This is a genomic window from Paenarthrobacter sp. NPDC057355, assembly GCF_042667405.1.
Lineage (GTDB): Bacteria > Actinomycetota > Actinomycetes > Actinomycetales > Micrococcaceae > Arthrobacter.
Genome location: NZ_JBHVAL010000019.1, coordinates 21746 through 45260 on the forward strand (window position 1 = coordinate 21746; position 23515 = coordinate 45260).

20 protein-coding genes and 2 tRNA genes are annotated in these 23515 nt (G+C 64.1%); 19 read left to right on the forward strand and 3 right to left on the reverse strand.

Translation table 11 applies throughout. The features are described 5' to 3' along the window. Positions 1-101: 101 nt before the first annotated feature. The 10 genes from ACFUOZ_RS17690 to ACFUOZ_RS17735 all read left to right on the forward strand — a co-directional run bounded on the left by ACFUOZ_RS17690 (position 102) and on the right by ACFUOZ_RS17735 (position 10623). Positions 102-1154, forward strand: a complete 1053-nt coding sequence (locus ACFUOZ_RS17690; RefSeq protein ID WP_377550497.1) for a 3-isopropylmalate dehydrogenase — start codon at positions 102-104, stop codon at positions 1152-1154. 119 nt (positions 1155-1273) lie between these two features. Next, the gene (locus tag ACFUOZ_RS17695; protein ID WP_262275285.1) at positions 1274-2386 is read left to right on the forward strand and encodes a branched-chain amino acid aminotransferase; all 1113 of its coding nucleotides are present in this window, start codon (positions 1274-1276) and stop codon (positions 2384-2386) included. Between the two features lie 331 nt (positions 2387-2717). Next, positions 2718-3521: an MBL fold metallo-hydrolase gene (locus ACFUOZ_RS17700; protein WP_377550589.1), complete on the forward strand. Its 804-nt coding sequence runs from the start codon at positions 2718-2720 to the stop codon at positions 3519-3521. 23 nt (positions 3522-3544) lie between these two features. After that, positions 3545-4321: a fumarylacetoacetate hydrolase family protein gene (locus ACFUOZ_RS17705; RefSeq protein ID WP_274259631.1), complete on the forward strand. Its 777-nt coding sequence runs from the start codon at positions 3545-3547 to the stop codon at positions 4319-4321. A 119-nt stretch (positions 4322-4440) separates the two neighbouring features. Then, complete coding sequence (gltX, locus tag ACFUOZ_RS17710; protein ID WP_377550500.1) at positions 4441-5961, forward strand: glutamate--tRNA ligase; 1521 nt, start codon at positions 4441-4443, stop codon at positions 5959-5961. A gap of 14 nt (positions 5962-5975) precedes the next feature. Beyond that, a complete protein-coding gene (locus ACFUOZ_RS17715) occupies positions 5976-6704 on the forward strand; it encodes an HAD family hydrolase (RefSeq protein WP_377550502.1) in 729 nt (242 codons plus the stop codon). Between the two features lie 138 nt (positions 6705-6842). Then, positions 6843-6914: transfer RNA gene (locus ACFUOZ_RS17720), tRNA-Gln, on the forward strand. A gap of 128 nt (positions 6915-7042) precedes the next feature. Further along, positions 7043-7115: transfer RNA gene (locus tag ACFUOZ_RS17725), tRNA-Glu, on the forward strand. Between the two features lie 98 nt (positions 7116-7213). Further along, positions 7214-9007, forward strand: a complete 1794-nt coding sequence (locus ACFUOZ_RS17730) for a dynamin family protein (protein WP_377550504.1) — start codon at positions 7214-7216, stop codon at positions 9005-9007. Then, positions 9004-10623, forward strand: a complete 1620-nt coding sequence (locus ACFUOZ_RS17735; RefSeq protein ID WP_377550506.1) for a GTPase — start codon at positions 9004-9006, stop codon at positions 10621-10623. The genes ACFUOZ_RS17730 and ACFUOZ_RS17735 overlap by 4 nt, the downstream gene beginning before the upstream one ends. Before the next feature lie 15 nt (positions 10624-10638). On the opposite strand, the gene ACFUOZ_RS17740 is transcribed toward ACFUOZ_RS17735, so the two are convergent. Both ACFUOZ_RS17740 and ACFUOZ_RS17745 read right to left on the reverse strand, forming a co-directional pair. Then, on the reverse strand, positions 10639-11175 hold the full coding sequence (locus tag ACFUOZ_RS17740; RefSeq protein WP_377550508.1) for a DUF1697 domain-containing protein: 537 nt from the start codon (positions 11173-11175) through the stop codon (positions 10639-10641). 2 nt (positions 11176-11177) lie between these two features. Further along, positions 11178-11897: an IclR family transcriptional regulator gene (locus ACFUOZ_RS17745; protein ID WP_014922101.1), complete on the reverse strand. Its 720-nt coding sequence runs from the start codon at positions 11895-11897 to the stop codon at positions 11178-11180. 110 nt (positions 11898-12007) lie between these two features. Between ACFUOZ_RS17745 and leuC the strand changes: the two genes are divergently transcribed. The 6 genes from leuC to ACFUOZ_RS17775 all read left to right on the forward strand — a co-directional run bounded on the left by leuC (position 12008) and on the right by ACFUOZ_RS17775 (position 18582). After that, the gene (leuC, locus tag ACFUOZ_RS17750; protein WP_377550510.1) at positions 12008-13459 is read left to right on the forward strand and encodes a 3-isopropylmalate dehydratase large subunit; all 1452 of its coding nucleotides are present in this window, start codon (positions 12008-12010) and stop codon (positions 13457-13459) included. 10 nt (positions 13460-13469) lie between these two features. Continuing rightward, on the forward strand, positions 13470-14078 hold the full coding sequence (leuD, locus tag ACFUOZ_RS17755; RefSeq protein ID WP_262275277.1) for a 3-isopropylmalate dehydratase small subunit: 609 nt from the start codon (positions 13470-13472) through the stop codon (positions 14076-14078). A 208-nt stretch (positions 14079-14286) separates the two neighbouring features. After that, positions 14287-15612, forward strand: a complete 1326-nt coding sequence (gene murA / locus ACFUOZ_RS17760) for a UDP-N-acetylglucosamine 1-carboxyvinyltransferase (protein WP_144659958.1) — start codon at positions 14287-14289, stop codon at positions 15610-15612. A gap of 11 nt (positions 15613-15623) precedes the next feature. Next, the gene (locus tag ACFUOZ_RS17765; protein ID WP_377550513.1) at positions 15624-16397 is read left to right on the forward strand and encodes a lysophospholipid acyltransferase family protein; all 774 of its coding nucleotides are present in this window, start codon (positions 15624-15626) and stop codon (positions 16395-16397) included. Beyond that, positions 16394-17446, forward strand: coding sequence for an NAD(P)H-dependent glycerol-3-phosphate dehydrogenase (locus ACFUOZ_RS17770; protein ID WP_377550515.1), 1053 nt, complete (start codon positions 16394-16396; stop codon positions 17444-17446). Before ACFUOZ_RS17765 ends, ACFUOZ_RS17770 begins: the two co-directional genes overlap by 4 nt. Then, positions 17446-18582 carry a D-alanine--D-alanine ligase family protein gene (locus tag ACFUOZ_RS17775; RefSeq protein ID WP_377550517.1) on the forward strand — a complete coding sequence of 379 codons (1137 nt, stop codon included), beginning with the start codon at positions 17446-17448 and terminating at the stop codon, positions 18580-18582. The genes ACFUOZ_RS17770 and ACFUOZ_RS17775 overlap by 1 nt, the downstream gene beginning before the upstream one ends. Before the next feature lie 7 nt (positions 18583-18589). On the opposite strand, the gene ACFUOZ_RS17780 is transcribed toward ACFUOZ_RS17775, so the two are convergent. Next, positions 18590-19099 (reverse strand): DUF3515 family protein, encoded by a 510-nt coding sequence (locus ACFUOZ_RS17780; protein WP_377550519.1) that lies wholly within the window; start codon positions 19097-19099, stop codon positions 18590-18592. Between the two features lie 123 nt (positions 19100-19222). Between ACFUOZ_RS17780 and thiL the strand changes: the two genes are divergently transcribed. Genes thiL through ACFUOZ_RS17795 form a run of 3 tightly spaced genes read left to right on the forward strand, consistent with a single transcriptional unit; the run spans position 19223 to position 23514 of the window. Further along, positions 19223-20236: a thiamine-phosphate kinase gene (thiL, locus tag ACFUOZ_RS17785; protein ID WP_377550521.1), complete on the forward strand. Its 1014-nt coding sequence runs from the start codon at positions 19223-19225 to the stop codon at positions 20234-20236. A 22-nt stretch (positions 20237-20258) separates the two neighbouring features. Then, on the forward strand, positions 20259-21269 hold the full coding sequence (locus tag ACFUOZ_RS17790; RefSeq protein ID WP_377550523.1) for a DAK2 domain-containing protein: 1011 nt from the start codon (positions 20259-20261) through the stop codon (positions 21267-21269). Beyond that, positions 21259-23514 (forward strand): ATP-dependent DNA helicase RecG, encoded by a 2256-nt coding sequence (locus ACFUOZ_RS17795; protein WP_377550525.1) that lies wholly within the window; start codon positions 21259-21261, stop codon positions 23512-23514. The genes ACFUOZ_RS17790 and ACFUOZ_RS17795 overlap by 11 nt, the downstream gene beginning before the upstream one ends. The last annotated feature ends 1 nt before the right edge of the window (position 23515 follow it).

Sequence of the window (23515 nt, forward strand, 5' to 3'; positions counted from 1 at the left end):
TGGGGCGGGGACATCATGCCCTGGTCGGACATACAGAAGTAAACTGTTCAAGGAGTGAGACGATTTTGACCAGCATGTGGATTGCTTGGCTAGATATACCTATGAGTGCATCGTCCATCAATCTCGCTGTCATCCCCGGCGACGGCATCGGCCCGGAAGTCATTGCCGAAGCCGTCAAGGTCCTTGAAAAGGCTGTCGCCGCAGAAGGCGCCACCCTTGAGCAGACCCACTACAAGCTCGGTGCCCAGCACTGGCTTGAGACAGGCGAGACGCTGCCCGATGAGGTTCTCGAAGACCTTCGGACCCGCGATGCCATCCTCTTCGGTGCCGTAGGCGCAGCACCTGGTGATACCCGCATTCCCTCCGGCATCATCGAGCGCGAGATGCTGCTCAAGCTCCGCTTCAGCCTGGACCACTATGTAAACCTGCGCCCCTCCCGCCTGTACGGCACCGTGGGCAGCCCCTTGGCCGACCCCGGCACGATTGACTTCATCGTGGTCCGGGAAGGAACCGAAGGGCCCTACGTTGGCAACGGCGGCACCTTGCGCGGAGGAACACCCCACGAGGTAGCTACCGAAGTTTCCCTCAACACCGCCCATGGAGTGGAGCGCGTGGTCCGGGACGCCTTCCGTCGCGCCAACGAACGCCCGCGCAAGCATGTCACGCTCGTGCACAAGCACAACGTCCTGGTCTTCGCCGGACACCTGTGGAAGCGCACGGTGGAAGCTGTGGCGCAGGAGTTCCCGGACGTCACCCACGATTACCTGCACATCGACGCGGCCACCATCTTCATGGTGACCAACCCCTCGCGGTTCGATGTGATCGTCACCGACAACCTTTTCGGCGACATCCTCACCGACCTCGCTGCTGCCGTCACTGGCGGTATCGGCCTGGCGGCATCGGGCAACATCAACATGGACCGCACGGCACCGTCCATGTTCGAACCCGTCCACGGCTCAGCTCCGGACATCGCCGGACAACAGAAAGCCGATCCCACCGCGGCCATCCTCTCCGCAGTGCTCCTTTTGGACCACCTTGGCTACACCACGGCGGCCCGCAAGATCGAAGCGGCAGTTGTTGCCGACGTCGAGAACCGCACCGGCGAACCGCGCAGCACCGCTGCGATCGGCGACGCCATCGCGGCAGCACTTTAGGCCCAATACGCAGGCGTAAGCTTGTCTTGAATTATTTATCTGCTTCCCTGGTCCATCGCTGAACCACACACCCTTTGGGACCCGGTTCGCCATGCCAGGTAGCTGACTGTGGAGGAAACATGACTCAGACTGCCCATGGCGTCGAATTCAGCCAGCAGCTTTCGGAAAACCCGAAGCCTGCTGAGGAGCGTGCAGCCATCCTGGCGAACCCAGGCTTTGGCGACTACTTCACCGACCACACCGCCGTCGTCGACTACAAGGTCGACGCCGATGGCAATGGCGGTTGGCAGAATGCCCGGATCGAGCCCTACGGACCCATCTCGCTGGACCCCTCGGCCGCCGTGCTGCACTACGGCCAGGAGATTTTCGAGGGCCTGAAGGCCTACCGCCACGCCGATGGTTCCGTGTGGACCTTCCGCCCGGAAGCCAACGCGGCCCGCCTGAACAAGTCGGCCCGTCGGCTTGCCCTTCCGGAACTGCCCGAAGAGTACTTCCTGGGCGCCATCCGCGAACTCGTACAGGCAGACCAGGAATGGGTTCCGTCCGGTGACGGCGAAGCCCTGTACCTTCGTCCGTTCATGATCGCCACCGAGGCCTTCCTCGGTGTCCGGGCTGCCCGCGAGGTGTCCTTCCGCGTCATCGCGTCTCCGGCCGGCAACTACTTCGGCGGAGAGCTCAAGCCGGTGTCCATCTGGATCTCCCGCGAGTACGCCCGTGCCGGCCGTGGCGGAACAGGTGCGGCCAAGTGCGGCGGCAACTACGCCGCTTCGCTGATCGCGCAGCAGGAAGCCGAAGCCAACGGCTGCAAGCAGGTTCTGTTCCTGGACCACTTCAACGACGACGCCGTCGAAGAGCTCGGCGGCATGAACGTCTTCTTTGTCATGAAGGACGGTTCCTTGGTAACTCCCGCGCTCAGCGGCACCATCCTCGAGGGCGTTACGCGCATGTCGGTGATCCAGGTGGCAAAGGACATGGGCCGCGAGGTTTCCGAGCGCAAGATCACCCTGGACGAGTGGCGCGACGGCGTTGCCTCCGGTGAGATCACTGAAGTATTCGCTTGCGGCACGGCAGCTGTGATCACGCCGATTGGTGTCCTCAAGGACGCAACCGAGTTCATCGGTGCCGAAGACGCCAAGGCCGGAGAAACCACCATGGCCATCCGCGAAAAGCTTCTGGGCATCCAGACCGGAACGGTCGAGGACACCCACGGCTGGCTGACCCGCCTGGTCTAGCCCTCGGCTTCCAAACACGGCTGAACCCACGACGGCGGCCGGTCACCTTTATCGCAAAGGTGACCGGCCGCCGTCGTGCTTCCCGCACGCTCGCTCACATCCCGCCGGTTTGCTGGTGACGCCCGATCACATCCCGCCGGTTTGACCGGAACGCTCGTGCACGTCCCGCCGGTTTGTCCGGAACGCTCGTGCACGTCCGGGTCGCTGGGCGGGGGTGTGATGGAGGGTTGGGGCGATGGGGCGGGGGTGTGATGGAGGGCTGGGGTGAAGCGGCGGGGATGTGATGGACGGTTGGAAGTAGTGCCAAGATGGGATGGTGACTTCTGAACCAATGGCGACTCCGGATGGCCCGTCCTCAACCGACGGCACCTCTTCCCTGAAGCGCAGCAGCGAGCTGACGCGCTTCCGGCTCGCTCCGAACCCTGGTCCCATGAGCCTGGATGGAACCAACTCCTACGTCATCGGTGTGCCGGGTTCCGGCCATGTGGCCGTTGTGGACCCGGGTCCGAGCGACGAAAAGCACCTGGCGGAGTTGGCAGCCGCCGGCGTGGTCGACGTCGTCCTCATCACCCACCGCCACGCGGACCACACCGAAGCATCCGCCCGCTTCCACGAACTCACTGGCGCACCCGTCCGGGCAGCCCTGGAAGAGCATTGCCACGGGGGAGAGAAGCTCAGCGACGGTGAGGTCCTGAACGCCGGCGGCGTCGAGATCCGGGTCCTGGCAACCCCCGGCCACACCTCGGATTCAGTCTGTTTCCACCTGCCGGGGGACGGGCCGCACGGGTCGGTCCTCACCGGCGACACCATTCTTGGCCGTGGCACCACGGTGCTGGACTATCCGGATGGCCGGCTGGGGGACTACCTTAACAGCCTGGACCGCCTCGAAGCCCTCGGCGCGGCAACCCTGCTGCCGGCCCACGGCCCGGTTCTGCCCGCCGTCGATGAGAAGTGCCGTGAATACCGCAATCATCGCCAGCAGCGCCTGGACCAGATCCGGGCAGCCCTGGAGCAGGTTGGCGGGGACGCCACCATTGCCCAGGTCACGGACGTTGTCTACGCCGACGTCGATCCTTCCGTCCGGTGGGCGGCTGAGACGTCGGTCGCGGCGCAGCTTGATTACCTCCGAAGCTAGGCCGTGACTGTAGGCTTGAGCCCATGCGTATCGCCCGGTTTGTAGTTGATTCTGATCCCCTTTACGGCGTTGTCGAAGGCGAGCCCGGCAGTGAGGAAATCACTGTCATCAACGGCGACCCTTTCTTCAACGGCGTCGAACGTACCCACGTGAAGCACAAGCTGGAAGACGTTCGGCTCCTGGCTCCGATCATTCCGCGCAGCAAGGTCATTGGCGTTGGCCGCAACTTCGCTGAGCACGCTGCGGAACTCGGCAATGAAGTACCCCAGCAGCCGTTGCTTTTCCTCAAGCCGAACACCTCGGTGATCGGTCCGAACGATCCCATCGTCCTGCCCGAGTTCTCGGAGGAAGTCTCCTTCGAAGCTGAGCTGTGCGTCGTGATCGGCCGCATTTGCAAGGACGTTCCGGAAGACCGCGTGGACGATGTCATCTTCGGGTACACCTGCGGTAACGACCTCACGGCCCGCGATGTCCAGAAGACGGACCTCCAGTGGGCGCGCGCGAAGGGCTTCGACACCTCGGCACCGCTTGGGCCGTGGATCGAAACAGAGCTCGACCATGAAGACCTCTCCATCCAGGGCCGGCTGAACGGCGAGATTCGCCAGGATGGCAGTACCAACCAGATGATCCGCGGCGTTCGCGAGCTCGTGTCGATCGTCTCGCACGCATTCACCTTGCTCCCTGGGGACGTCATCATGACTGGAACCCCGGCCGGCGTCGGTCTTGTCAGCGAAGGTGACCGTTTCGAGGTCGAGATCGAAGGCATCGGACGCCTGTCCAACCCGGTCGTCCGCCGCTAGGCTGCGCACCGGCAAAGCACGACGGCGGTAGTCGCCTTTCGCACGAAAGGCCGCTGCCGCCGTCGTCCTCTTTAATCCGGGAAACCGAGGCGATGCCAAGCGGTAAAGTTGGAACTACTATGACTACTGCTTCTGCGTCGAACGCTGCCTCCAGCGCCATCCCTGCCGTCAACGCCGAGACCCCGGTCCGCGTCCGCTTCTGCCCGTCACCGACCGGCACTCCGCACGTTGGCCTGATCCGCACCGCCCTGTTCAACTGGGCCTACGCCCGCCACACCGGTGGCAAGCTGATCTTCCGCATTGAGGACACGGACTCTGCCCGCGACAGCGAGGAAAGCTACCACCAGCTGCTTGATGCCCTGAAGTGGCTCGGCATCAACTGGGATGAGGGCGTTGAAGTCGGGGGTCCGCACGAGCCGTACCGCCAGTCGCAGCGCGGCGATATTTACCAGGACGTCATCGCCAAGCTTAAGGCCGGGGGACACGTCTACGAGTCGTACTCCACTCCGGACGAGATCGAAGCCCGCCACAAGGCTGCCGGCCGTGATCCCAAGCTGGGTTACGACGGTTTCGACCGCCACCTGACCGAAGAGCAGCTTGCCCAGTTCAAGGCCGAAGGCAGGGAAGCCGTCCTGCGCCTGCGCATGCCGGACGAGGACCTGACGTTCAACGACCTCGTCCGTGGCGAGATCACCTTCAAGGCCGGCTCGGTGCCCGACTTCGCAGTGGTCCGGGCCAACGGAGCTCCGCTCTACACCTTGGTGAACCCGGTGGATGATGCGCTCATGGGAATCACCCACGTCCTGCGCGGGGAAGACCTCCTGAGCTCCACGCCGCGCCAGATCGCTTTATACCGTGCGCTGTACGCAATCGGTGTGGCCGAGTACATGCCGGAGTTCGGCCACTTGCCGTACGTAATGGGCCAGGGCAACAAGAAGCTCTCCAAGCGCGATCCCGAGTCCAGCCTGTTCCTCCACCGCGAACGAGGCTTCATCCCGGAGGGCCTCCTTAATTACCTCTCGCTCCTTGGCTGGTCGCTCAGCGCGGACGAAGACATCTTCACGGTCGAGCAGCTCGTGGCCAACTTCGACATCCACGATGTCCTGGGCAACCCGGCACGCTTTGACCTGAAAAAGGCCGAGGCCATCAACGGAACCCACGTCCGGATGCTCGCGCCCGAGGACTTCAAGGAGCGGCTGGTTCCCTACCTGCGCGCTGCCGGATTCGTCGGCGAGATCCTCACCCCCCGGCAGGAAGAGATCCTTGCCGAGGCGGCACCGCTGGTCCAGGAGCGCATTACCCTGCTCGGCGAGGCTCCGGAAATGCTTGCCTTCCTGTTCAAGGCCGATGACGCCATCGACATCGCTGACGACGCCCGCAAGGGTCTTCCCGCGAACCTCGAGGAAGTTCTGGACGCAGCCCTGGCCGCTCTGGATCCCATCGAAGAATGGACGGCGGAGAACATCCAGACCGCACTGAAGCAGGCGCTGGTGGAAGATTTGGGCATCAAGCCCCGCGCTGCCTTCGGACCTGTGCGGACGGCGATCTCGGGCCGCCGGATTTCCCCGCCTCTGTTCGAGTCCATGGTGATTTTGGGCAAGGATTCCTCCCTGGCCCGCGTTCGCGCTTTCCGCGGCTAGGAGCAGCACCCGTCATGGCTATTGCAACTTCCTTTGGCACCATCCGCGGTGTCCTCTTCGACATCGATGACACTTTGGTGGACCTCGAATACGCCATGACGACCGCGTTGCGTGATGTCAGCGAACATCTCCTGCCCGGCCTGGACCAGGCCGGGTGGGTGAAGTTCGGCCGCATCTTCACGCATGAAACCACCCACTTCTATGACCGGTACCTGGCCGGGGAGCTGACCTTCAACGAGCAGAGGCTGCTCCGGGGGCGCGCTGCTTTGGGTCACTTTGGCGTGGACCTCGAAGAAGGCGAGGAGTCGCAGGCCTGGGTGGCTGAGTACCACAAGCGGCAGACGGCCTACGTGAGGGCCTTCAGCGACGTCGAAGAAGTCCTGGACGCCCTGGATGCTGCCGGCGTCCCTTATGGGGCGGTGAGCAACAACGTCCACGACTACCAGCGCGCGAAGCTTGATGGCGCGGGCCTGGAAAGAATCAGGATCCTGGTCGGCACCGACACCGTGGGTGTCGCCAAGCCGGATCCTGCGATTTATCTCGAGGGTGTGCGCCTCCTGGGCACCACTGCGGGGGAGACCCTTTACGTAGGCGACAACCGCCTGCTCGACGCCGACGGCGCGACGGCGGCCGGCCTGGTTGGCGTGTGGCTCAACAGGGTGGGCGAAGAGGTGGAGGAATTCACCGGCCGCCAGGTGGATTCGCTCCGGCAGCTCCTGGCCAAGGCCCCTGCGACCGCCTGATTTTCCGTGTGATGCAGGTAACGCCCTATCGATTTGTGCAGGTGGCAAGACTCCGGTAGAGTCATTACTCGTGCTGAGGGGCACGGAGGGAAAAGCCAAGGGAAACCGGGGCGAGGAACTCCGGTCCGAAAGTCACTTTGGGATATGGTGTAATTGGCAACACTACGGTTTCTGGTACCGTCATTCTAGGTTCGAGTCCTGGTATCCCAGCTCTGAAAATCCGCGTGGATACGCTGGAAATTCGGAAGTTCCAAGCCGCGAAAGCGATTTGGAGCAGAGCTGAAAGTATGAAATACTCATTCAGCTTGATCGCCGGAAACGGTGATAGAAAAGTGCAAGGCCCCATCGTATAGCGGCCTAGTACGCCGCCCTCTCACGGCGGTAACGCGGGTTCGAATCCCGCTGGGGTCACAAGCAAATCCCCCGGAACTCTGGTTCCGGGGGATTTCTTTTTGCCCTTTGCGCCTGCCCCTCGCTCCTACGGGAGCCGGGGCTGGCATGATGATGCTGTGACTGCACACCAAGACCCGTCAGCTTCCCGGGCAAGCCCAGAGCCGCGCGCCGTCCCTCAAGGGGCGGCGGCCGCCGTCGGGACCCTGGAAGCTGCCCGTGCCGAACTCGCTGCCACTGCCCTTCCCCTTGCAGTGCCTGAGGTGCACGAAGCCCGCCAATGGATCCGGGAATCTTTGGCGCAGCTGGACGATTACATCATTCCCCGTTACCGCAGCCTGGACGCGCCGCTGCTGGCCGTCGTCGGCGGTTCAACCGGGGCAGGGAAGTCCACGTTGGTCAACGGCCTGGTGGGCTTTCCCGTGACGCGGGCGGGGGCGATCAGGCCCACAACCCGCCAGCCGATCCTGCTGCACCACCCCAAGGACGCTGAGTGGTTCGAAGGGCAACGGATTCTGCCCGGCCTGCAGCGGATCCGCGGGACGGTGTCGTCGGTTCCCGTTCCGGCCAACCAGGCAGGCGCGGCTCCCGATCCGCAGGCGATCACGTCGTTGGTGCTGGCCGCGCACGACACGGTGCCCCAAGGCATAGCGCTCCTGGACGCCCCGGATGTGGACTCCATCTCCGACGACAACCGCCGGCTGGCGGGGCAGTTGCTGGCTGCCGCGGACCTTTGGATCTTTGTCACCACCGCCAACCGCTATGCCGACGCCGTTCCGTGGCGGCTGCTTCTGGACGCGGCTTCGCGGGACATCACCGTAGCCGTGGTCCTGGACCGCGTGCCGCCGGCGGCGGAGGAGGAAGTCAGGACCGATTTGCAGGCGATGCTGGACCGGCAAGGACTCGGCGAAGCGAAGCTCTTCGTTGTGCCGGAGAGCGCCCTGGACGGGCTGGGCATGCTCCCGGCGGAATCGGTGGAACCCCTGCGGCTGTGGCTGGGAGCTCTTGCTGCCGATGCGTCCGGGCGTGCAGACGTCGCCCGTCGGACACTCAACGGTGCGGTGAAAGCGGTGAGCCATCGACTGGAGGGCGTTGCCGCAGCCGCGAGTGCGCAGGAAACCGCAGCACGTGACCTCGGGCGTTCGTGCGAGGAGGAATATGAACACGCACTGGCCCGCATTCTGGATGCTACGAAGGACGGGGCACTGTTGCGCGGCGAAGTACTTGCCCGGTGGCAGGACTTCGTGGGAACGGGGGAGTTCTTCCGCAGCCTTGAACAGAACATCGGACGCATGCGGGACCGGATGGGCGCCTTCTTCCGCGGCGAACCGGCTCCGGCAGTGAAGGTGGAGACCGCTATCGAGACAGGACTCCAGGCCGTGATTTTGGACGAAGCCGCAAATGCGGCCGAAAACGTCGACAGGCGTTGGCGCTCGGATCCTGCGGGCCGCCAGCTCCTTGGTACCGATGACCTGTCCGGGACCAGCGAGGGCTTTGACGCCAAGGCAGCGGCGGCCATTCGCACCTGGCAGGAGGGATTGATGGAGATGATCCGCACCCAAGGCCAGGGCAAGCGTACCCAAGCCCGGTGGCTGTCCTTCGGCGTCAACGGACTGGGTGCTGCCCTCATGGTGGTGGTGTTCTCCATGACGGCCGGACTTAGCGGCCTGGAGATCGGCATCGCCGGTGGGACCGCTGTGGTCGGCCAGAAGCTGCTGGAAGCAGTGTTCGGTGAGGACGCGGTCCGTCGCCTGGCCCAGCAGGCCAGGCAAGATCTGCATACACAGTGCCAGCGCCTCCTGGATGAAGAGCGGCATCGCTTCCTCAGCAGGATCGAGGCTGCCGCGACAGGCTCCGGCGAAGACCTGCTCAGGCGTGCCAAGGCCCTCCGTCGGCTGGCAGGGGCCGCATGAGCCGCCACAGCCAGGTTCGCGAATCATCCCAACTGCAGCGAAAGCTCGAAGCCCTCAACAATGCCCGGGAACTGGCCGAGGGGGTCCTTCCGGATCAGGACCTCCAATCTGTCTACGACGTCCTGGAGCGGGCGGCATCGCGGCGCTCCTTGTCGGCAGGGCACACCGTGGTGGGGTTCTTCGGTGCTACCGGCAGCGGAAAGTCCTCGTTGTTCAACGCCGTGTCCGGAAGCGAGCTTGCCTCCGCTACTGCGCGCAGGCCTACGACGTCCCAGCCCTTGGCGGGTATCTGGGGCGAAGAGGGCAGTGGTCCACTTCTTGATTGGTTGGGGGTCAAGGATCGCCACGTGCTGCCGGCAGTGCCGGGATTCGCCGAGGCCGACGCCGGGCTGGTGCTCCTTGATCTGCCGGATTTCGACTCGACACGTTTGGAAAACCGGGAAATTGTCCAGCGCATGGTCGGGATGGTGGATGTCCTGGTGTGGGTCATGGACCCCCAGAAATACGCCGATGCAGCGGTGCACAACGAGTTTCTCCGCCCGATGGCCTCCCACGGCGCTGTCACCTTGGTCGTCCTGAACCAGGTGGACAAACTCAGCGCCCCCGATGCTGCCGCAGTCATGGACTCCTTGAAGGGGATACTTGCGCGCGACGGCCTGGAAAAGGTCCGTGTCATCGGTGCGTCAGCCCTAACGGGCGACGGCGTGCCAACCGTCCGTGCCGCCATCAGAAACGTCGTGGTTCAGCGGGCCGCCACCACGCAGCGCCTGGCTGCCGATGTTGCCAGGGCTGCCGCCGGATTGGCCGAGGTGTCCGGAGACGGAGAAGCACAGGGCATCACCAGTGGCGCCAAGTCCCGCCTTGCCTCGGAATTGGCGACGGCGGCCAACGTACCGGTGGTGGTGGATGCGGTCCAGCGTTCCTTCCGGAGGGAATCGGCGCGCAGGACCGGGTGGCCCGTGACGCGATGGTTGCTGCGGTTCCGTCCCGACCCCCTGCGGAGGCTGAACCTGGGGCGAAACGACACCAAACCCGAGCTGAGCCGGACGTCCTTGCCCCCGGCGGGCGCGCCGCAGCGTGCGCGGACGGACGCAGCCGTCCGGGATTTTGCCGATGAGGCTTCTTCCGGCGCTCCCGGTCCCTGGCGTGCGGCAATCCGTGCAACCGCACGTGACGGCCGTGAGCAGCTGCCGGATGCGCTGGACCAGGCCATCGCCGGAACAGACCTGAAAACGGCGAAGCGTCCTTTGTGGTGGCTGCTGTTCAACACGCTGCAGTGGATCGCGCTCCTGTTGGCCGTCGGCGGACTTGGCTGGCTCGGAGTCCTGGCGGCCCTGGGCTACTTCCAGATGCCCGTGCCGGAGGTTCCGCGGACCGAAGGATGGCCGTGGCCCACGCTGATGGTGGCCGGGGGAGTAGCGCTGGGGGTGCTGCTGGCGATTGCCGGACGCGTATTGGGTGGCTGGGCGGCACGAATCAGGGCAACGGGGGCGTCGAAACGTTTGCGGGCTGCCGTGGCGGTGGTAGCTGAGCAACGGATCGTCGAACCCGTGGAGGTGGAAATCACGCGGTTGAAGGCCTTCAACGCGGCGCTGAAAGCTGCCCGCCGGGACTAGAAGCTGCCCGCCGGACTAGAGTGCTGCGGCCGCGTCCCTGACCTTGACCAGGGTCCGGAGGTTCCGGGTGGTGGTGCTTGCCTTGTACCGCGGTTTGGCGGACAGCTTGCTGAACGGGCTGTCCAACGTCCCGCCGGCAGGGGCCAACCAGGCCATCGCCTCCGGGCCCAGGCGTGTCTGTTCCACGCCATCCAACGTCTTACCGGCGTCAAATAGCTCATCGAGCATGTCACTGTCCGAGGCCAGGGTGATGTAGCTGTGGGTCGACTTGTCGTCGGCCGGGTAGGGGCAGGCCTCGACCAGCTGGGCCACGCGGTCCGCTGTCAGGACTACCACCCAGGCGTCATAGCCAAAGGAGTCCCTAAGGCACTTCTCGAATTGTGCCTTGACGTCCTTGGCGCCGAGCCCGCTTTGCAGCACGACGTTTCCGCTGGCCAGCAGGGTCTTCAATTTGGAAAACGGGTAGTCCTGGAGCGCGGCCTTGAGATCGGCCATCTTGATGTTGATACCGCCCACATTGATGCCCCGCAGGAACACGGCGTAGCTTTCCATGGCTAGTCGTTGTTCTTCCGCAACGCCTCAGTCAGGACCCGCGCTGCATTGCAGACGACTTCGGCATGCAGGCGGCCGGGCTGGCGGGTGAGCCGTTCGATCGGGCCCGAAATCGACACCGCGGCAATGACACGGCCGGAGGGCCCGCGCACCGGTGCTGAAACAGAGGCGACCCCAGGCTCGCGTTCGCCGAGGCTCTGACCCCAGCCCCGGCGTCGTACTCCTGCCAGTACGGTAGGCGTGAACCGGGCGTTCTGCAGTCCTTCCAAGAGGCGGTCGTGGTCCTCCCACGCCAGCAGCACCTGGGCGGCCGAGCCGGCCTTCATGGACAATTGGGTGCCGACCGGGATGGTGTCGCGGAGGCCGATGGGACGCTCTGCCGAGGCCACGCAGACGCGCCAGTCGCCTTGGCGGCGGAAGATCTGGGCGCTTTCTCCGGTCGCGTCCCGGAGCTGGATGAGTACGGGGCCAGCGGAGGCGATCAGGCGGTCTTCGCCGGCGGCGGAGGCGAGCTCAACGAGACGGCTTCCCAGGACGAAGCGTCCTTGGATGTCGCGGCTCACCAGGCGGTGGTGGACCAGCGCCAAGGCAAGGCGGTGAACTGTAGGGCGGGCGAGTCCGGTGGCTGCTACGAGCTGCGCAAGTGTCGTTGGTCCGGCCTCCAGGGCATCAAGCACTTGGGCCGCTTTATCAATGACACCGACTCCACTAGAATTGTCCATGTAATGATATTGCCGTCTCATTATCTGAGATGCAAGTTGTTTCGCTGGCCTATTTCGCAGCGGTGCTGCTTCAGTGGATGTAGAACAACCAACAGTGAAGGGAGCAGGCCGTGGGAAAGACACTGGCCGAGAAAGTCTGGGACGCGCACGTGGTGCGCAAGGGTGAAGGCGAAGGAGCCAACGCCCAGCCCGATCTTCTCTTCATTGACCTCCACCTCGTCCACGAAGTGACGTCGCCGCAAGCCTTCGAAGGCCTGCGTCTGGCCGGCCGCAAGCTGCGCCGCGTCGACCTGACCATCGCCACCGAGGACCACAACACTCCCACGCTGGATATCGACAAGCCGATTGCCGACCTCACCAGCCGCACGCAGATCGAAACGCTGCGCGCCAACTGCAAAGAGTTCGGTGTGCGCCTGCACTCGCTGGGTGACAAGGAACAGGGCATCGTGCACGTCGTGGGCCCGCAGCTGGGCTTGACCCAGCCGGGCATGACTGTGGTCTGCGGCGACTCGCACACCTCCACGCACGGCGCCTTCGGTGCACTGGCCATGGGCATCGGCACCTCCGAGGTCGAGCACGTCATGGCTACCCAGACTCTGTCCCTGAAGCCGTTCAAGACCATGGCGATCAACGTCGAGGGAACATTGCGTCCGGGCGTCACCGCAAAAGACATCATCCTGGCCGTCATCGCCAAGATCGGTACCGGCGGTGGCCAGGGCTATGTCCTGGAATACCGCGGTTCGGCCATCCGCGCGCTGTCCATGGATGCGCGCATGACCATCTGCAACATGTCCATCGAGGCCGGCGCACGTGCCGGCATGGTCGCTCCGGACCAGACCACCTTCGAGTACATGAAGGGCCGTCCGCACGCGCCGCAGGGCGCTGACTGGGACGCCGCCGTCGAGTACTGGAACACGCTTCACACCGATGCGGACGCGACGTTCGACGTCGAGGTGGACCTGGATGCCGACACGCTGGAACCGTTCGTGACCTGGGGAACCAATCCGGGCCAGGGTGTTTCCCTGTCCGCAAAGGTCCCGTCCCCGGAAGACTTCGGCGACGAAAACGCCAAGCTGGCCGCTGAGCGCGCACTGACCTACATGGGCCTGGAAGCTGGAACGCCCATGAAGGACATCCGGGTGGATACCGTCTTCCTGGGTTCGTGCACCAACTCCCGCATCGAGGACCTGAGCGCAGCCGCGGACATTATCCGCGGCCGTGAGAAGGACCCGAACGTGCGCATGCTGGTGGTTCCCGGTTCGGCCCGTGTCCGTTTGGAAGCCGAAGCCATGGGCCTGGACAAAGTGTTCAAGGACTTCGGTGCCGAGTGGCGTTTCGCCGGTTGCTCCATGTGCCTGGGCATGAATCCGGACCAGTTGGCACCGGGGGAGCGTTGTGCCTCGACGTCCAACCGCAACTTCGAAGGCCGGCAGGGCAAGGGCGGACGCACGCACCTGGTCTCGCCCGTCGTCGCCGCAGCCACCGCCATCCGCGGAACGTTGAGCTCGCCGTCGGACCTTGAACCGGCGTCGGCCGGAACGCTGACCGGAACCGCAGTCTAGGAGGACCCCCATGGAAAAATTCACGACCCACACCGGCATCGGGGTCCCGCTGCGCCAGAGCAACGTCGACACCGACCAGATCATCCCCGCTGTCTACCTCAAGCGCATCACCCGCACCGGCTTCGAGGACGCCCTCTTCGCCGGATGGCGCAAAGACGAGTCCTTCATCCTTAACCAGGCTCCGTTCAATGCCGGTTCCGTCCTGGTGGCCGGTCCGGACTTCGGCACGGGCTCCTCCCGTGAGCACGCCGTGTGGGCGCTGAAGGACTACGGGTTCAAGGCCGTCCTGTCCTCGCGGTTCGCTGACATCTTCCGCGGCAACTCCGGCAAGCAGGGCCTGCTCGCTGCTGAGGTTGCGCAGGACGACATCGAGCTCATCTGGAAGGTCCTGGAAAACAATCCGGGTACCGAGGTCAAGGTGGACCTGGTGTCCAAGACGGTTGAATGCGGAAACGTCGTGGCACCGTTCGAGATCGACGACTACACCCGCTGGCGCCTTCTGGAAGGCCTGGACGACATTGGCCTGACCCTCCAGCACGAAGAAGACATCACCGCTTACGAAGCCACCCGGCCCTCGTTCAAGCCGCGGACTCTCCCGGCGAAAGTGGACGCCGTCTGACAGCTGACGGATCAGTGGAAATTACGCTGGCAGAGGACCGCCGAACCCCTTCGAAAGGGTCCGGCGGTCCTTTTTTGCGCTGGTTTTGCCGAGATCGGATCCGGGTGCCGCGGGGCGGGTCCATTTCGGTTCGGTAACGTGAGCTTCTATGCTTAGCTGGAGCCTTTGTCAGTTTGGGGGGCGAGTAGTCGTGAGGAAACCGGTATAGATGAGTAGTGTTCTGACAATCCGCGGTGGCGTCCCGTTAACCGGACGAGTGACCGTTCGCGGTGCCAAGAACCTTGTGCCCAAGGCCATGGTGGCCGCGTTGCTGGGCAGTGAACCATCGGTGCTGAGGAACGTGCCGGAAATCAAGGATGTAGAGGTTGTCACCAGCCTCCTGCAGCTGCACGGAGTGACTGTCGTCAAGGATCCGGTGACGGGTGACCTCACCCTGGATCCCACGGAAGCCAAGACAGCGTCCAGCACGGCCATTGATGCGCATGCAGGGGACTCCCGCATTCCCATCCTGCTCTGCGGACCGCTGATCCACGCGATCGGCGAGGCCTTCATCCCTGACCTTGGCGGTTGCAAGATCGGCGACCGGCCCATCGATTACCACCTGAACGTGCTTCGTCAGTTCGGTGCCGTCGTGGAAAAGCGTCCGGGCGGCATCCACATTTCGGCCCCGCACGGCCTCCACGGTGCCAAGATTTCGCTTCCTTATCCGTCGGTGGGAGCTACCGAGCAGGTTTTGCTCAGCGCAACCCGCGCCGAAGGCATCACCGAGCTCATCGGTGCCGCTACCGAGCCGGAGATCATCGACCTGATCGCTGTCCTGCAGAAGATGGGCGCCATCATCAGCGTCCAGACGGACCGCACCATCCGTATCGAGGGCGTCAAGGACCTTCGCGGGTACAACCACCGTGCGCTCCCGGACCGGAACGAGTCAGCTTCCTGGGCCTCTGCTGCCTTGGTGACCCGTGGCGACATCTTCGTTGAAGGCGCCTCCCAGCGCGACATGATGACCTTCCTGAACACCTACCGAAAGGTCGGCGGCGGGATGGACATTGGCGATGACGGAATCCGCTTCTACCACCCTGGCGGAAAACTCACTCCGCTGGTCCTCGAAACAGACGTGCACCCTGGCTTCATGACCGACTGGCAGCAGCCGCTGGTCGTCGCATTGACACAGGCCGAGGGTGTGTCAATTGTCCACGAGACCGTCTACGAGAACCGCTTCGGGTTCACCGAAGCCCTCGCCCGGATGGGAGCGAACATCCAGGTGCACCGCGAGTGCCTTGGCAGCGTGCCGTGCCGCTTCGGCCAGCGCAACTTCCTCCACTCAGCCGTGATCTCCGGCCCCACCCCACTCCGGGGTACGGACATCGACATTCCGGACCTTCGCGGCGGCTTCAGCCACCTCATTGCGGCCTTGGCTGCAACGGGAACATCCAAGGTGACCGGGATCGATATCATCAACCGCGGGTACGAGCGCTTCACGGAGAAGCTGGCCGCACTGGGCGCCGATTTCGACATCACCACCATCAAGTAGCGGGGGATCCTTTGAAGGAATCGGCCACGAGCCGTGCCGTGTTCATGTTGCTGGCGGGTATTGCACGCCCGGCAATGAACCTGTTGATGGCCAGGAAGTGGGAAGGCCTGGAGAATCTTCCTGCCGGTGGATTCATCGCGGTGCCCAACCACTGCACTGAGATTGATCCCATCGTCGTTGGCCACATGGTGTACAACCAGAAGCGCCCGCCGCACTTCCTGGCAAAGTCGGGGCTCTTCAAGGTGCCCGTGCTGGGTGGACTGTTGCGCGCCACGAATCAGATTCCGGTTGAACGCTCGACGGCGGGAGCGAACCGCTCGCTGCAACTGGCCAAGGAGGTGGTGGACGCCGGTGGCGCCATCATCATCTATCCGGAAGGTACGCTCACGCGCGATCCCGAACTGTGGCCGATGAAGGGCCACACCGGGGCTGCCCGCCTGGCATTGCAGACCGGAGCGCCCGTGGTTCCCGTTGCGCACTGGGGTGCGCAGGAGGTGTTCCCCAGGTACGCCAAGCGTTTCCATGTGTTCCCGCGCAAGACTGTCCGGGTCCTGGTGGGCAAGCCGGTGGATTTGAGTTCCTTCGTTGACCGGCCGCTGGACCGCGGCACCCTCACCGAAGCCACCGACGTCATCATGGACGCCATCACCTCGCTCCTGGAAACGCTCCGCGGCGAAGCAGCGCCTGCTGAGCGATGGGACCCCGCGCTCCACAAGCAGAGCAAGCATGGCCGGCTCATTGAAGGTGCGCCAACCGAAGCCGAGGACCCGGAGGCTGGAAAGTGACCGTGATCGGGAGCGCGGGCTTCGTTCCCACCACAGTTGCCGTGCTGGGTGCAGGGTCCTGGGGCACCACGTTTGCGAAAATCCTTGCCGACGCAGCCGAAGCCGCCGGTATCGAGCGCCGCATCCGCATCTGGGGACGCCGCGCAGAGGTAGTGGAGCAGATCAACTCAGCCCACCGCAATGAGCAGTACTTGAAGGACATTGAGTTGCCTGCGTCCATCACCGCTTCCACTGACGTGGAAGAAGTGCTCAAGGATGCCACCTTGGTGGTCCTCGCTGTACCGGCGCAGTCGTTGAGGCCCCAACTCGGTGACTGGAAAGCGTTGTTGGCCGCCGACGCCGTTGTGGTCTCCCTCATGAAGGGCCTGGAACTGGGCACGGATGCCCGCATGAGCGAAGTGATTGCCCAGGAGCTTGGTCTTCCGGAGTCGCGTGTCGCTGTGGTGTCCGGACCCAACCTGGCCATGGAGATTGCCCGCGAGCAGCCAACAGCCTCCGTTGTGGCCTGCAGCGACGCCGACACAGCCGCTGCGATTGCCCTGTGCTGCACTGCGCCCTACTTCCGGCCTTACACCAGCACTGACGTTGTCGGTGTGGAAATCGGCGGCATCGTCAAGAACGTCATCGCTTTGGCGGTGGGGATCTGTGAAGGCCGCCAAATGGGCGATAACACCAAGGCCTCGGTCATTACCCGCGGCCTCGCCGAGACGTCGCGGCTGGCTCTGGCCATGGGTGGCGATGCCCACACGATGGCTGGACTTGCCGGGCTGGGCGACCTTGTAGCCACTTGCTCGTCGGCGCTCTCGAGGAATCACACCGCCGGACGGCTGCTCGGTGAAGGGCTGAGCCTGGAGCAGGTGGCGGAAGAGATGACGCAAACTGCCGAAGGCATCAAGTCCGGCCCTGCGGTGCATGAACTGGCGGGGAAGTTGAACGTTGAAATGCCCATCACCGCGGCGGTAGTGGCCGTGCTTGAGGGCAGAATGTCCGTTGATGACCTGGGGCCGCGACTGCTGGCCCGGGCACTGAAGTCCGAAGGCGACTACTGATGGTGATTGAAGAACCCGCAGCCGTGAAGGCCAAACCCCGCGTGGCGATCCTTTTCGGCGGCCGCTCGAGCGAGCACGCTGTCAGTTGCGTTACGGCCGCTGGTGTCATGGGCGCCATCGACACGAACAAGTACGAGGTCATCCCGATCGGCATCGCCAAGTCCGGTCAATGGGTTTTGGCATCGGGCGACACCAGCCAGTGGTCCTTGAGTTCGACGTCCCTTCCCGAGGTTGCGGCGTCGGGCAAAACCGTCACGCTGGCCGAGATCGGCGGCGAACACCAGTTGATCGTCACAGAGCCCAATGCCGTTCCGCAGGAATTGGGCAGCGTGGACGTGGTGTTTCCCCTGCTGCACGGTCCATGGGGCGAGGACGGCACCATCCAGGGCCTCCTTGAATTGTCCGACACGCGTTATGTCGGCGCCGGTGTGCTGGCCTCCGCAGTGGGAATGGATAAGCACTTCATGAAGGTGGTCTTCGAGGCCGCCGGACTGAAGGTAGGTCCCTACATAGCCGTGACGGACCGCGAATGGATGACCGACCCCGAAGCTGTCCGCAAACGCGTGGACAAGCTCGGATTCCCGGTGTTCGTCAAGCCGGCACGTGCGGGTTCCTCCATGGGTATTTCCAAGGTTGATTCGCTGGAAGGCCTGGATGCCGCCGTCGAAGAGGCGCGCCGCCACGACCTGAAGCTGGTCATCGAGGCCGGGATCATTGGACGTGAGATCGAATGCGCCGTCCTGCAGGGACGCGGGACCGATGTGCCTCGCACCTCCATGCCGGGTGAGATCGCCGTCGCTGCCGGGGAACACCAGTTCTACGACTTCGCTGCAAAGTATGTCGAGGACGGCGCGGCTGCCCTCAGCTGCCCGGCCGACATGCCGGATGAAGCAATCGCAAGGGTCAGGGAGTTGGCCGCGGTCGCCTTCGACGCCGTGGGTGCCGAAGGCCTCAGCCGTGTGGACTTCTTCTACACTCCTGCGGGCGAGCTGATCATCAATGAGATCAACACCATGCCCGGCTTCACTCCCAAGAGCATGTACCCGCAGATGTGGGCTGCCTCCGGACTGGGCTACGCAGAGCTCATCGACGAACTCATCCACTTGGCACTGACTCGGAAAACGGGCCTGCGCTAGATCGCGCCTATTTGCTGGAGGGCAGGTTCTGCAGGTCTTCCTGGCCGACGCACTTGCCGGTCGCCTTGATTTTTCCCACGGCGGCCGCGAGCTCGGTCAGGACGGTTGCGGAACTGATGTTCGCCGATTCCAACTTGACCGGATCGATCAGGATCTCCGTGGCCGGTACACGGCCGAAAGTGGTCAGCGTGTAGACAGGATCGCCTTCCTTGATGACCCAGTCGATGTCATTGACGCTGACGCAGCGGTCCGTGGTGGGGCCGGGGACGTTCACGCCGCAGCGGAGGATGACCTGCGAGGGATCCCCCCAGGCAGCCGTGGCCTGGCTGTTGGTCTTGCGGAGCGCAGCATCGCCGATCTTGTCGGGCAACGCCACCATCATGGGGGCGCAGGCGGGGTTGGCGGCGTCCGCGGCGGCGGTCACGTCAACAGCAGGTGAGCAGGCCGACAAAGCGAGGACGGATGCGGAGGCCAGGGAAACGGCCACAGCAGTCTTGCGGAGGGTCTTTCGATGCATCCCTCCAGCCTATCCCGCATGCAGCGGCCGAACCGGCGCGGGTAGCCCCGGTCACATTGCCGTGCGGCCGGCGCCCGATCGCTGCGTCGTTATGCTGTCAGGGGTTCGCGATAGCGTAGAGCCGTGCCTGCAGAACAACTGACCGTCCAAGACCTTTCGGAGTCCGAGCTTCTTGCCCGGATCTTTCCCCGCCTGAACAGCAGCGCCGGCGTTCTGCTGGGACCCGGCGATGATGCTGCCCTCATAGCTGCTCCGGATGGCCGCACCCTGATTTCCATCGACACCCAAACGCAGGACCAGGATTTCAGGCTTCAGTGGAACAACGGTTACAGGACCACCGGGTATGACGTTGGGTGGAAGGCTGCGGCGCAGAATCTCAGTGACATCAATGCCATGGGCGGCAGCGCTGCTTCGCTTGTGGTGAGCCTGACCATGCCGCCGTCCACGCCGGTTGAGTGGGTGGAGGCTTTCGCGGATGGGCTGACCGCGGCCATCGTGGGGTTGGGTGCCCCGGATTGCTCGGTTGCCGGGGGTGACCTTGGGCGCGGCCGTGAGTTGGCGGTGACCGTCGCCGTCGTCGGGACGCTTGCCGGAATGGCGCCTGTGCTGCGCTCCGGTGCCAGGGCGGGCGACGTCGTAGCTGTTGCCGGGACGTTGGGGCTGGCGGCCGCTGGCTGGGCGTTGCTTGAAAGCGATGTTCCTTTTGAAAGCCTCAACGAAGAGCTGAAGACCTTCGTGGAGCGCCAATGCAGGCCGTTGCCGCCGTTGGCGGCGGGCCCGCTTGCTGCCCAGGCCGGCGCAACCTCCATGTTGGATATCTCCGACGGATTACTGCGCGACGGCGGCCGTCTCGCCACTGCCAGCGGCGCCGTGCTCGATTTCGATCCCCTTGTGCTGAAAAAGTATGCCGCCAAGCTGGAACCGGCAGCCTCATTGCTGGGCCGGGATGCGATGCCCTGGGTCCTGGGCGGGGGAGAGGACCATGGCTTGCTGGCTACGTTCCCAGCAGGAATTCAGCTGCCGCAGGGCTTCACTGCGATAGGCTCAGTTCAAGCCGTTGTCGAGCCGACAGGCAGCGGCGTCCGGATCGCCGGGCATGCTGCTGACACCGTTGGATGGGATCACTTTGCAGACTAAGATCGCCGCGAATGCGCACGCCATGAAACGTTGGCTCGGCAAGGCGGAAGTGGTCCTCGGAAACCACAGTGACCGCCTCAATGCGATCAACATCTTTCCCGTCGCCGACGGAGACACGGGAACCAACCTGTACCTCACAGTACGTGCTGCGGCCTCCGCTTTGGAGGCAACGGCTTCCGACACCGCCGAAACCGCCCATGATGTCGGCGCCGTGCTTTCGAAGGCCGGCCAAGTTGCTATGGAGCAGGCGCGGGGCAATTCGGGAACCCTGTTTGCGGTCTTCCTGTGCGCCGCAGCCGAGCCTTTGGCAGGCAAGACCAGGCTCAGTGCACCGCTTCTGGCCACGGCTCTGAACAGGGCCCAAATCCGTGCCTGGTCAGCACTGAGCGAACCTGTGGCTGGAACCATGCTGTCCGTCCTGGAAGCCGCTGCTCATGCTGCACAGCGGGTAGACGCTGAACAAGACGGCGATGACAGCAACCATGCGCTCGGACTGTCACTGGATGCCGTGGTGGATGCGGCCTACCAGGCCGTTCTTCGCACCGAGGATGAGCTGGTCCAGCTGCAGGAGGCGCACGTGGTCGACGCCGGCGGCGTGGGCATGCTGCTGGTGCTGGATTGCCTCCGGTCGGCTGTACTGGGCGAGGAACTGCAGGATGAGCTCCTGGACGACCTCCATGGCTATAAGCTGCAGGATCCGCACATTCATGAGCACATGCCTGCCGATGACGGCGTGGAGGTCATGTGCACCATCAGCCTTTCCCCGCTCAACGCCGCCATCCTGCGCCAACGGCTGGATGAGATGGGGGATTCGGTCATCATGAGCCAAGTTGGCGGGGCCCAGCCCAACGACGATGACGACGAAGAATCCATAACGGAAGCAAGCTACCGGTGGCGTGTCCATGTCCACGTCCCCGACCCCGCTCCTGCCGTCGAACTGATCCGTTCGCTGGGTGAACCCTCCGACATCGCCGTCAGCCAATTGGCCCTGCCGCGACATGATGAGCCGGACCTGCCACGGCATGAGTACTGAGCTGGAGCTGCCGCTGGAGCGCAGGATCGGCAAGAGGTCAGCGGCGGTCATCGAGAAACACCTCGGACTCAAAACCTGCGGTGCCCTGTTGAACTACTTTCCAAGGCGATACCTGAGCCGCGGAGAACTGACTCCCATCAGCAAGCTGCCATTGGATGAGGAGGTCACGCTCATAGCCCGGGTTGTGTCCAACAGCACCCGGCAGATGCGCGCGCGGCGTGGCTCCATCACCGATATCGTCGTGACCGATGAGGCCGGTGGGGCCGGTGTTCCCGGGACGCTGAAGGTCAGCTTCTTCAATGGTTTCCGGGCGAAGGCGGAACTCCTGGCCGGTCGGCGGGCCATGTTTTCGGGTAAGGTCACCCGCTACGGTGGGTCTCTGGGCCTGACGAACCCGGACTTCCTTTTGCTGGACGAGGATCCGGAGGCCGAGGACTCCATGGACCCGGCCAAGCTCGCGGCGATGCCGATACCTGTGTACCCGGCTACAGCGAAGCTCACCAGTTGGTCCATCCATAAGGTGGTTGCTTCCCTGTTGCAAACCATGGACCTGGACGCGTTGGAGGACCCGATTCCCGGGCATATTGCCGTCAGGGACGGCCTGCTCAGCGTTGCCGGATCGTACCGCCTGATCCACTCGCCCGAGACACAGAAGGATTGGCAGCGGGCGCAGGAACGCTTCCGCTACCAGGAGGCTTTGGTCCTTCAAACTGCCCTGGCCCGCCGCCGTGCCCAGCTGGCGGCCGAAGAAGCCACCGCCCGGCGTCCCACGGCTGGCGGCTTGCTCAGCAGCTTCGACCGGAACCTGCCGTTTACCCTGACGGCCGGCCAATCCGCCGTCGGAAAGACGCTTGCCGAAGAGCTGGGCCGGGATACCCCCATGAACAGGCTCCTCCAGGGGGAAGTGGGATCCGGCAAGACCATCGTTGCCCTGCGCGCCATGCTCCAGGTGGTCGATGCCGGTGGCCAGGCTGCCCTCCTTGCCCCTACCGAGGTCCTTGCCGCCCAGCATTTCGATTCGATTCGACGCACGCTCGGACCCCTGGCCCGTGACAACATGTTTGGCGGCGCTGGAATGCTCGGTGGCGACCCCTCCCAACAGGCCGTGCAGGTAACCCTGCTGACAGGCTCCATGCCCACAGCCGCGAGGAAGCAGGCGATGCTGGACGCGGCTTCGGGAAACGCCGGGATCGTCATTGGAACGCACGCCCTGCTGAGCGACAAAACCAGTTTCCAGGACCTGGGGCTGATCGTGGTGGATGAGCAGCATCGCTTCGGAGTCGAGCAGCGTGACGCGCTCCGTGCTAAAGCCCAACGGCCGCCGCACTTGTTGGTGATGACTGCGACGCCCATTCCACGCACCGTGGCCATGACTGTTTTCGGCGACCTTGAGACGTCCATCCTCGATGAACTTCCAGCCGGCCGCGCACCCATTTCCACCCACGTGGTGGGGCTTTCTGAAAATCCCGGCTGGGCGGACCGCATCTGGAAGCGTTCGCGCGAGGAAGTCGAAGCCGGGCACCAGGTCTATGTGGTGTGCCCCAAAATCGGCTCGGACGACGACGGCGACTTCAGTCCGGGGGAAGCGGAACCAAGCGACGCTGAGTTGTCGGACGAAGGCTCGGCCCGGGAGCTGGCGTCGGTGACCGCCGTCGTCGAGGGCCTTTTGCAGGAGCCGTCACTGAGCGGCGTGCCGGTGGCACCGCTTCATGGCCGGCAGGACCCGCAGGTGAAGTCGGAAACCATGGCGTCGTTTGCCTCCAACCAGACCAAGGTGCTGGTTTCCACAACGGTCATCGAGGTGGGCGTGGACGTCCACAATGCCACCTTGATGGTGATCCTGGATGCCGACCGCTTTGGCATTTCACAGCTCCACCAGCTGCGGGGCCGGGTGGGTCGTGGCGGCCTTCCCGGCACGTGCCTTCTGGTGACCACCTTGGAGCCTGGCCATCCGAGCCGCCGCCGGCTGGAAGCCGTTGCCTCCACCACCGACGGTTTCGAGTTGTCGCAGGAGGACCTGAAGCTTCGCCGTGAAGGTGACATCCTTGGCGCCTCGCAGTCCGGTGGGCGCTCCACATTGAAGTTGCTCCGGGTCCTCGAGCACGAGGACATCATTGCCCGCGCACGGGCCGATGCCCAGGCCTTGGTAGGCCAGGATCCTGCATTGCAGGACCAACCGGCACTTTCCGCTGCGATTGACCAATATTTGAACCCCGAGAAGGAGGCGTTCCTTGAACGCGGTTAGC

Excerpts from the sequence above, each read along its gene's own strand:
- ACFUOZ_RS17705 (WP_274259631.1), top strand. The coding sequence starts at position 3,545 with ATGCGTATCGCCCGGTTTGTAGTTGATTCTGATCCCCTTTACGGCGTT.
- ACFUOZ_RS17700 (WP_377550589.1), top strand. The coding sequence starts at position 2,718 with ATGGCGACTCCGGATGGCCCGTCCTCAACCGACGGCACCTCTTCCCTG.
- ACFUOZ_RS17745 (WP_014922101.1), bottom strand. The coding sequence starts at position 11,897 with ATGGACAATTCTAGTGGAGTCGGTGTCATTGATAAAGCGGCCCAAGTG.
- leuD (WP_262275277.1), top strand. The coding sequence starts at position 13,470 with ATGGAAAAATTCACGACCCACACCGGCATCGGGGTCCCGCTGCGCCAG.
- ACFUOZ_RS17735 (WP_377550506.1), top strand. The coding sequence starts at position 9,004 with ATGAGCCGCCACAGCCAGGTTCGCGAATCATCCCAACTGCAGCGAAAG.
- gltX (WP_377550500.1), top strand. The coding sequence starts at position 4,441 with ATGACTACTGCTTCTGCGTCGAACGCTGCCTCCAGCGCCATCCCTGCC.
- ACFUOZ_RS17695 (WP_262275285.1), top strand. The coding sequence starts at position 1,274 with ATGACTCAGACTGCCCATGGCGTCGAATTCAGCCAGCAGCTTTCGGAA.
- ACFUOZ_RS17715 (WP_377550502.1), top strand. The coding sequence starts at position 5,976 with ATGGCTATTGCAACTTCCTTTGGCACCATCCGCGGTGTCCTCTTCGAC.
- ACFUOZ_RS17790 (WP_377550523.1), top strand. The coding sequence starts at position 20,259 with ATGAAACGTTGGCTCGGCAAGGCGGAAGTGGTCCTCGGAAACCACAGT.
- ACFUOZ_RS17780 (WP_377550519.1), bottom strand. The coding sequence starts at position 19,099 with ATGCATCGAAAGACCCTCCGCAAGACTGCTGTGGCCGTTTCCCTGGCC.
- ACFUOZ_RS17775 (WP_377550517.1), top strand. The coding sequence starts at position 17,446 with ATGGTGATTGAAGAACCCGCAGCCGTGAAGGCCAAACCCCGCGTGGCG.
- ACFUOZ_RS17795 (WP_377550525.1), top strand. The coding sequence starts at position 21,259 with ATGAGTACTGAGCTGGAGCTGCCGCTGGAGCGCAGGATCGGCAAGAGG.
- ACFUOZ_RS17740 (WP_377550508.1), bottom strand. The coding sequence starts at position 11,175 with ATGGAAAGCTACGCCGTGTTCCTGCGGGGCATCAATGTGGGCGGTATC.
- ACFUOZ_RS17690 (WP_377550497.1), top strand. The coding sequence starts at position 102 with ATGAGTGCATCGTCCATCAATCTCGCTGTCATCCCCGGCGACGGCATC.
- murA (WP_144659958.1), top strand. The coding sequence starts at position 14,287 with ATGAGTAGTGTTCTGACAATCCGCGGTGGCGTCCCGTTAACCGGACGA.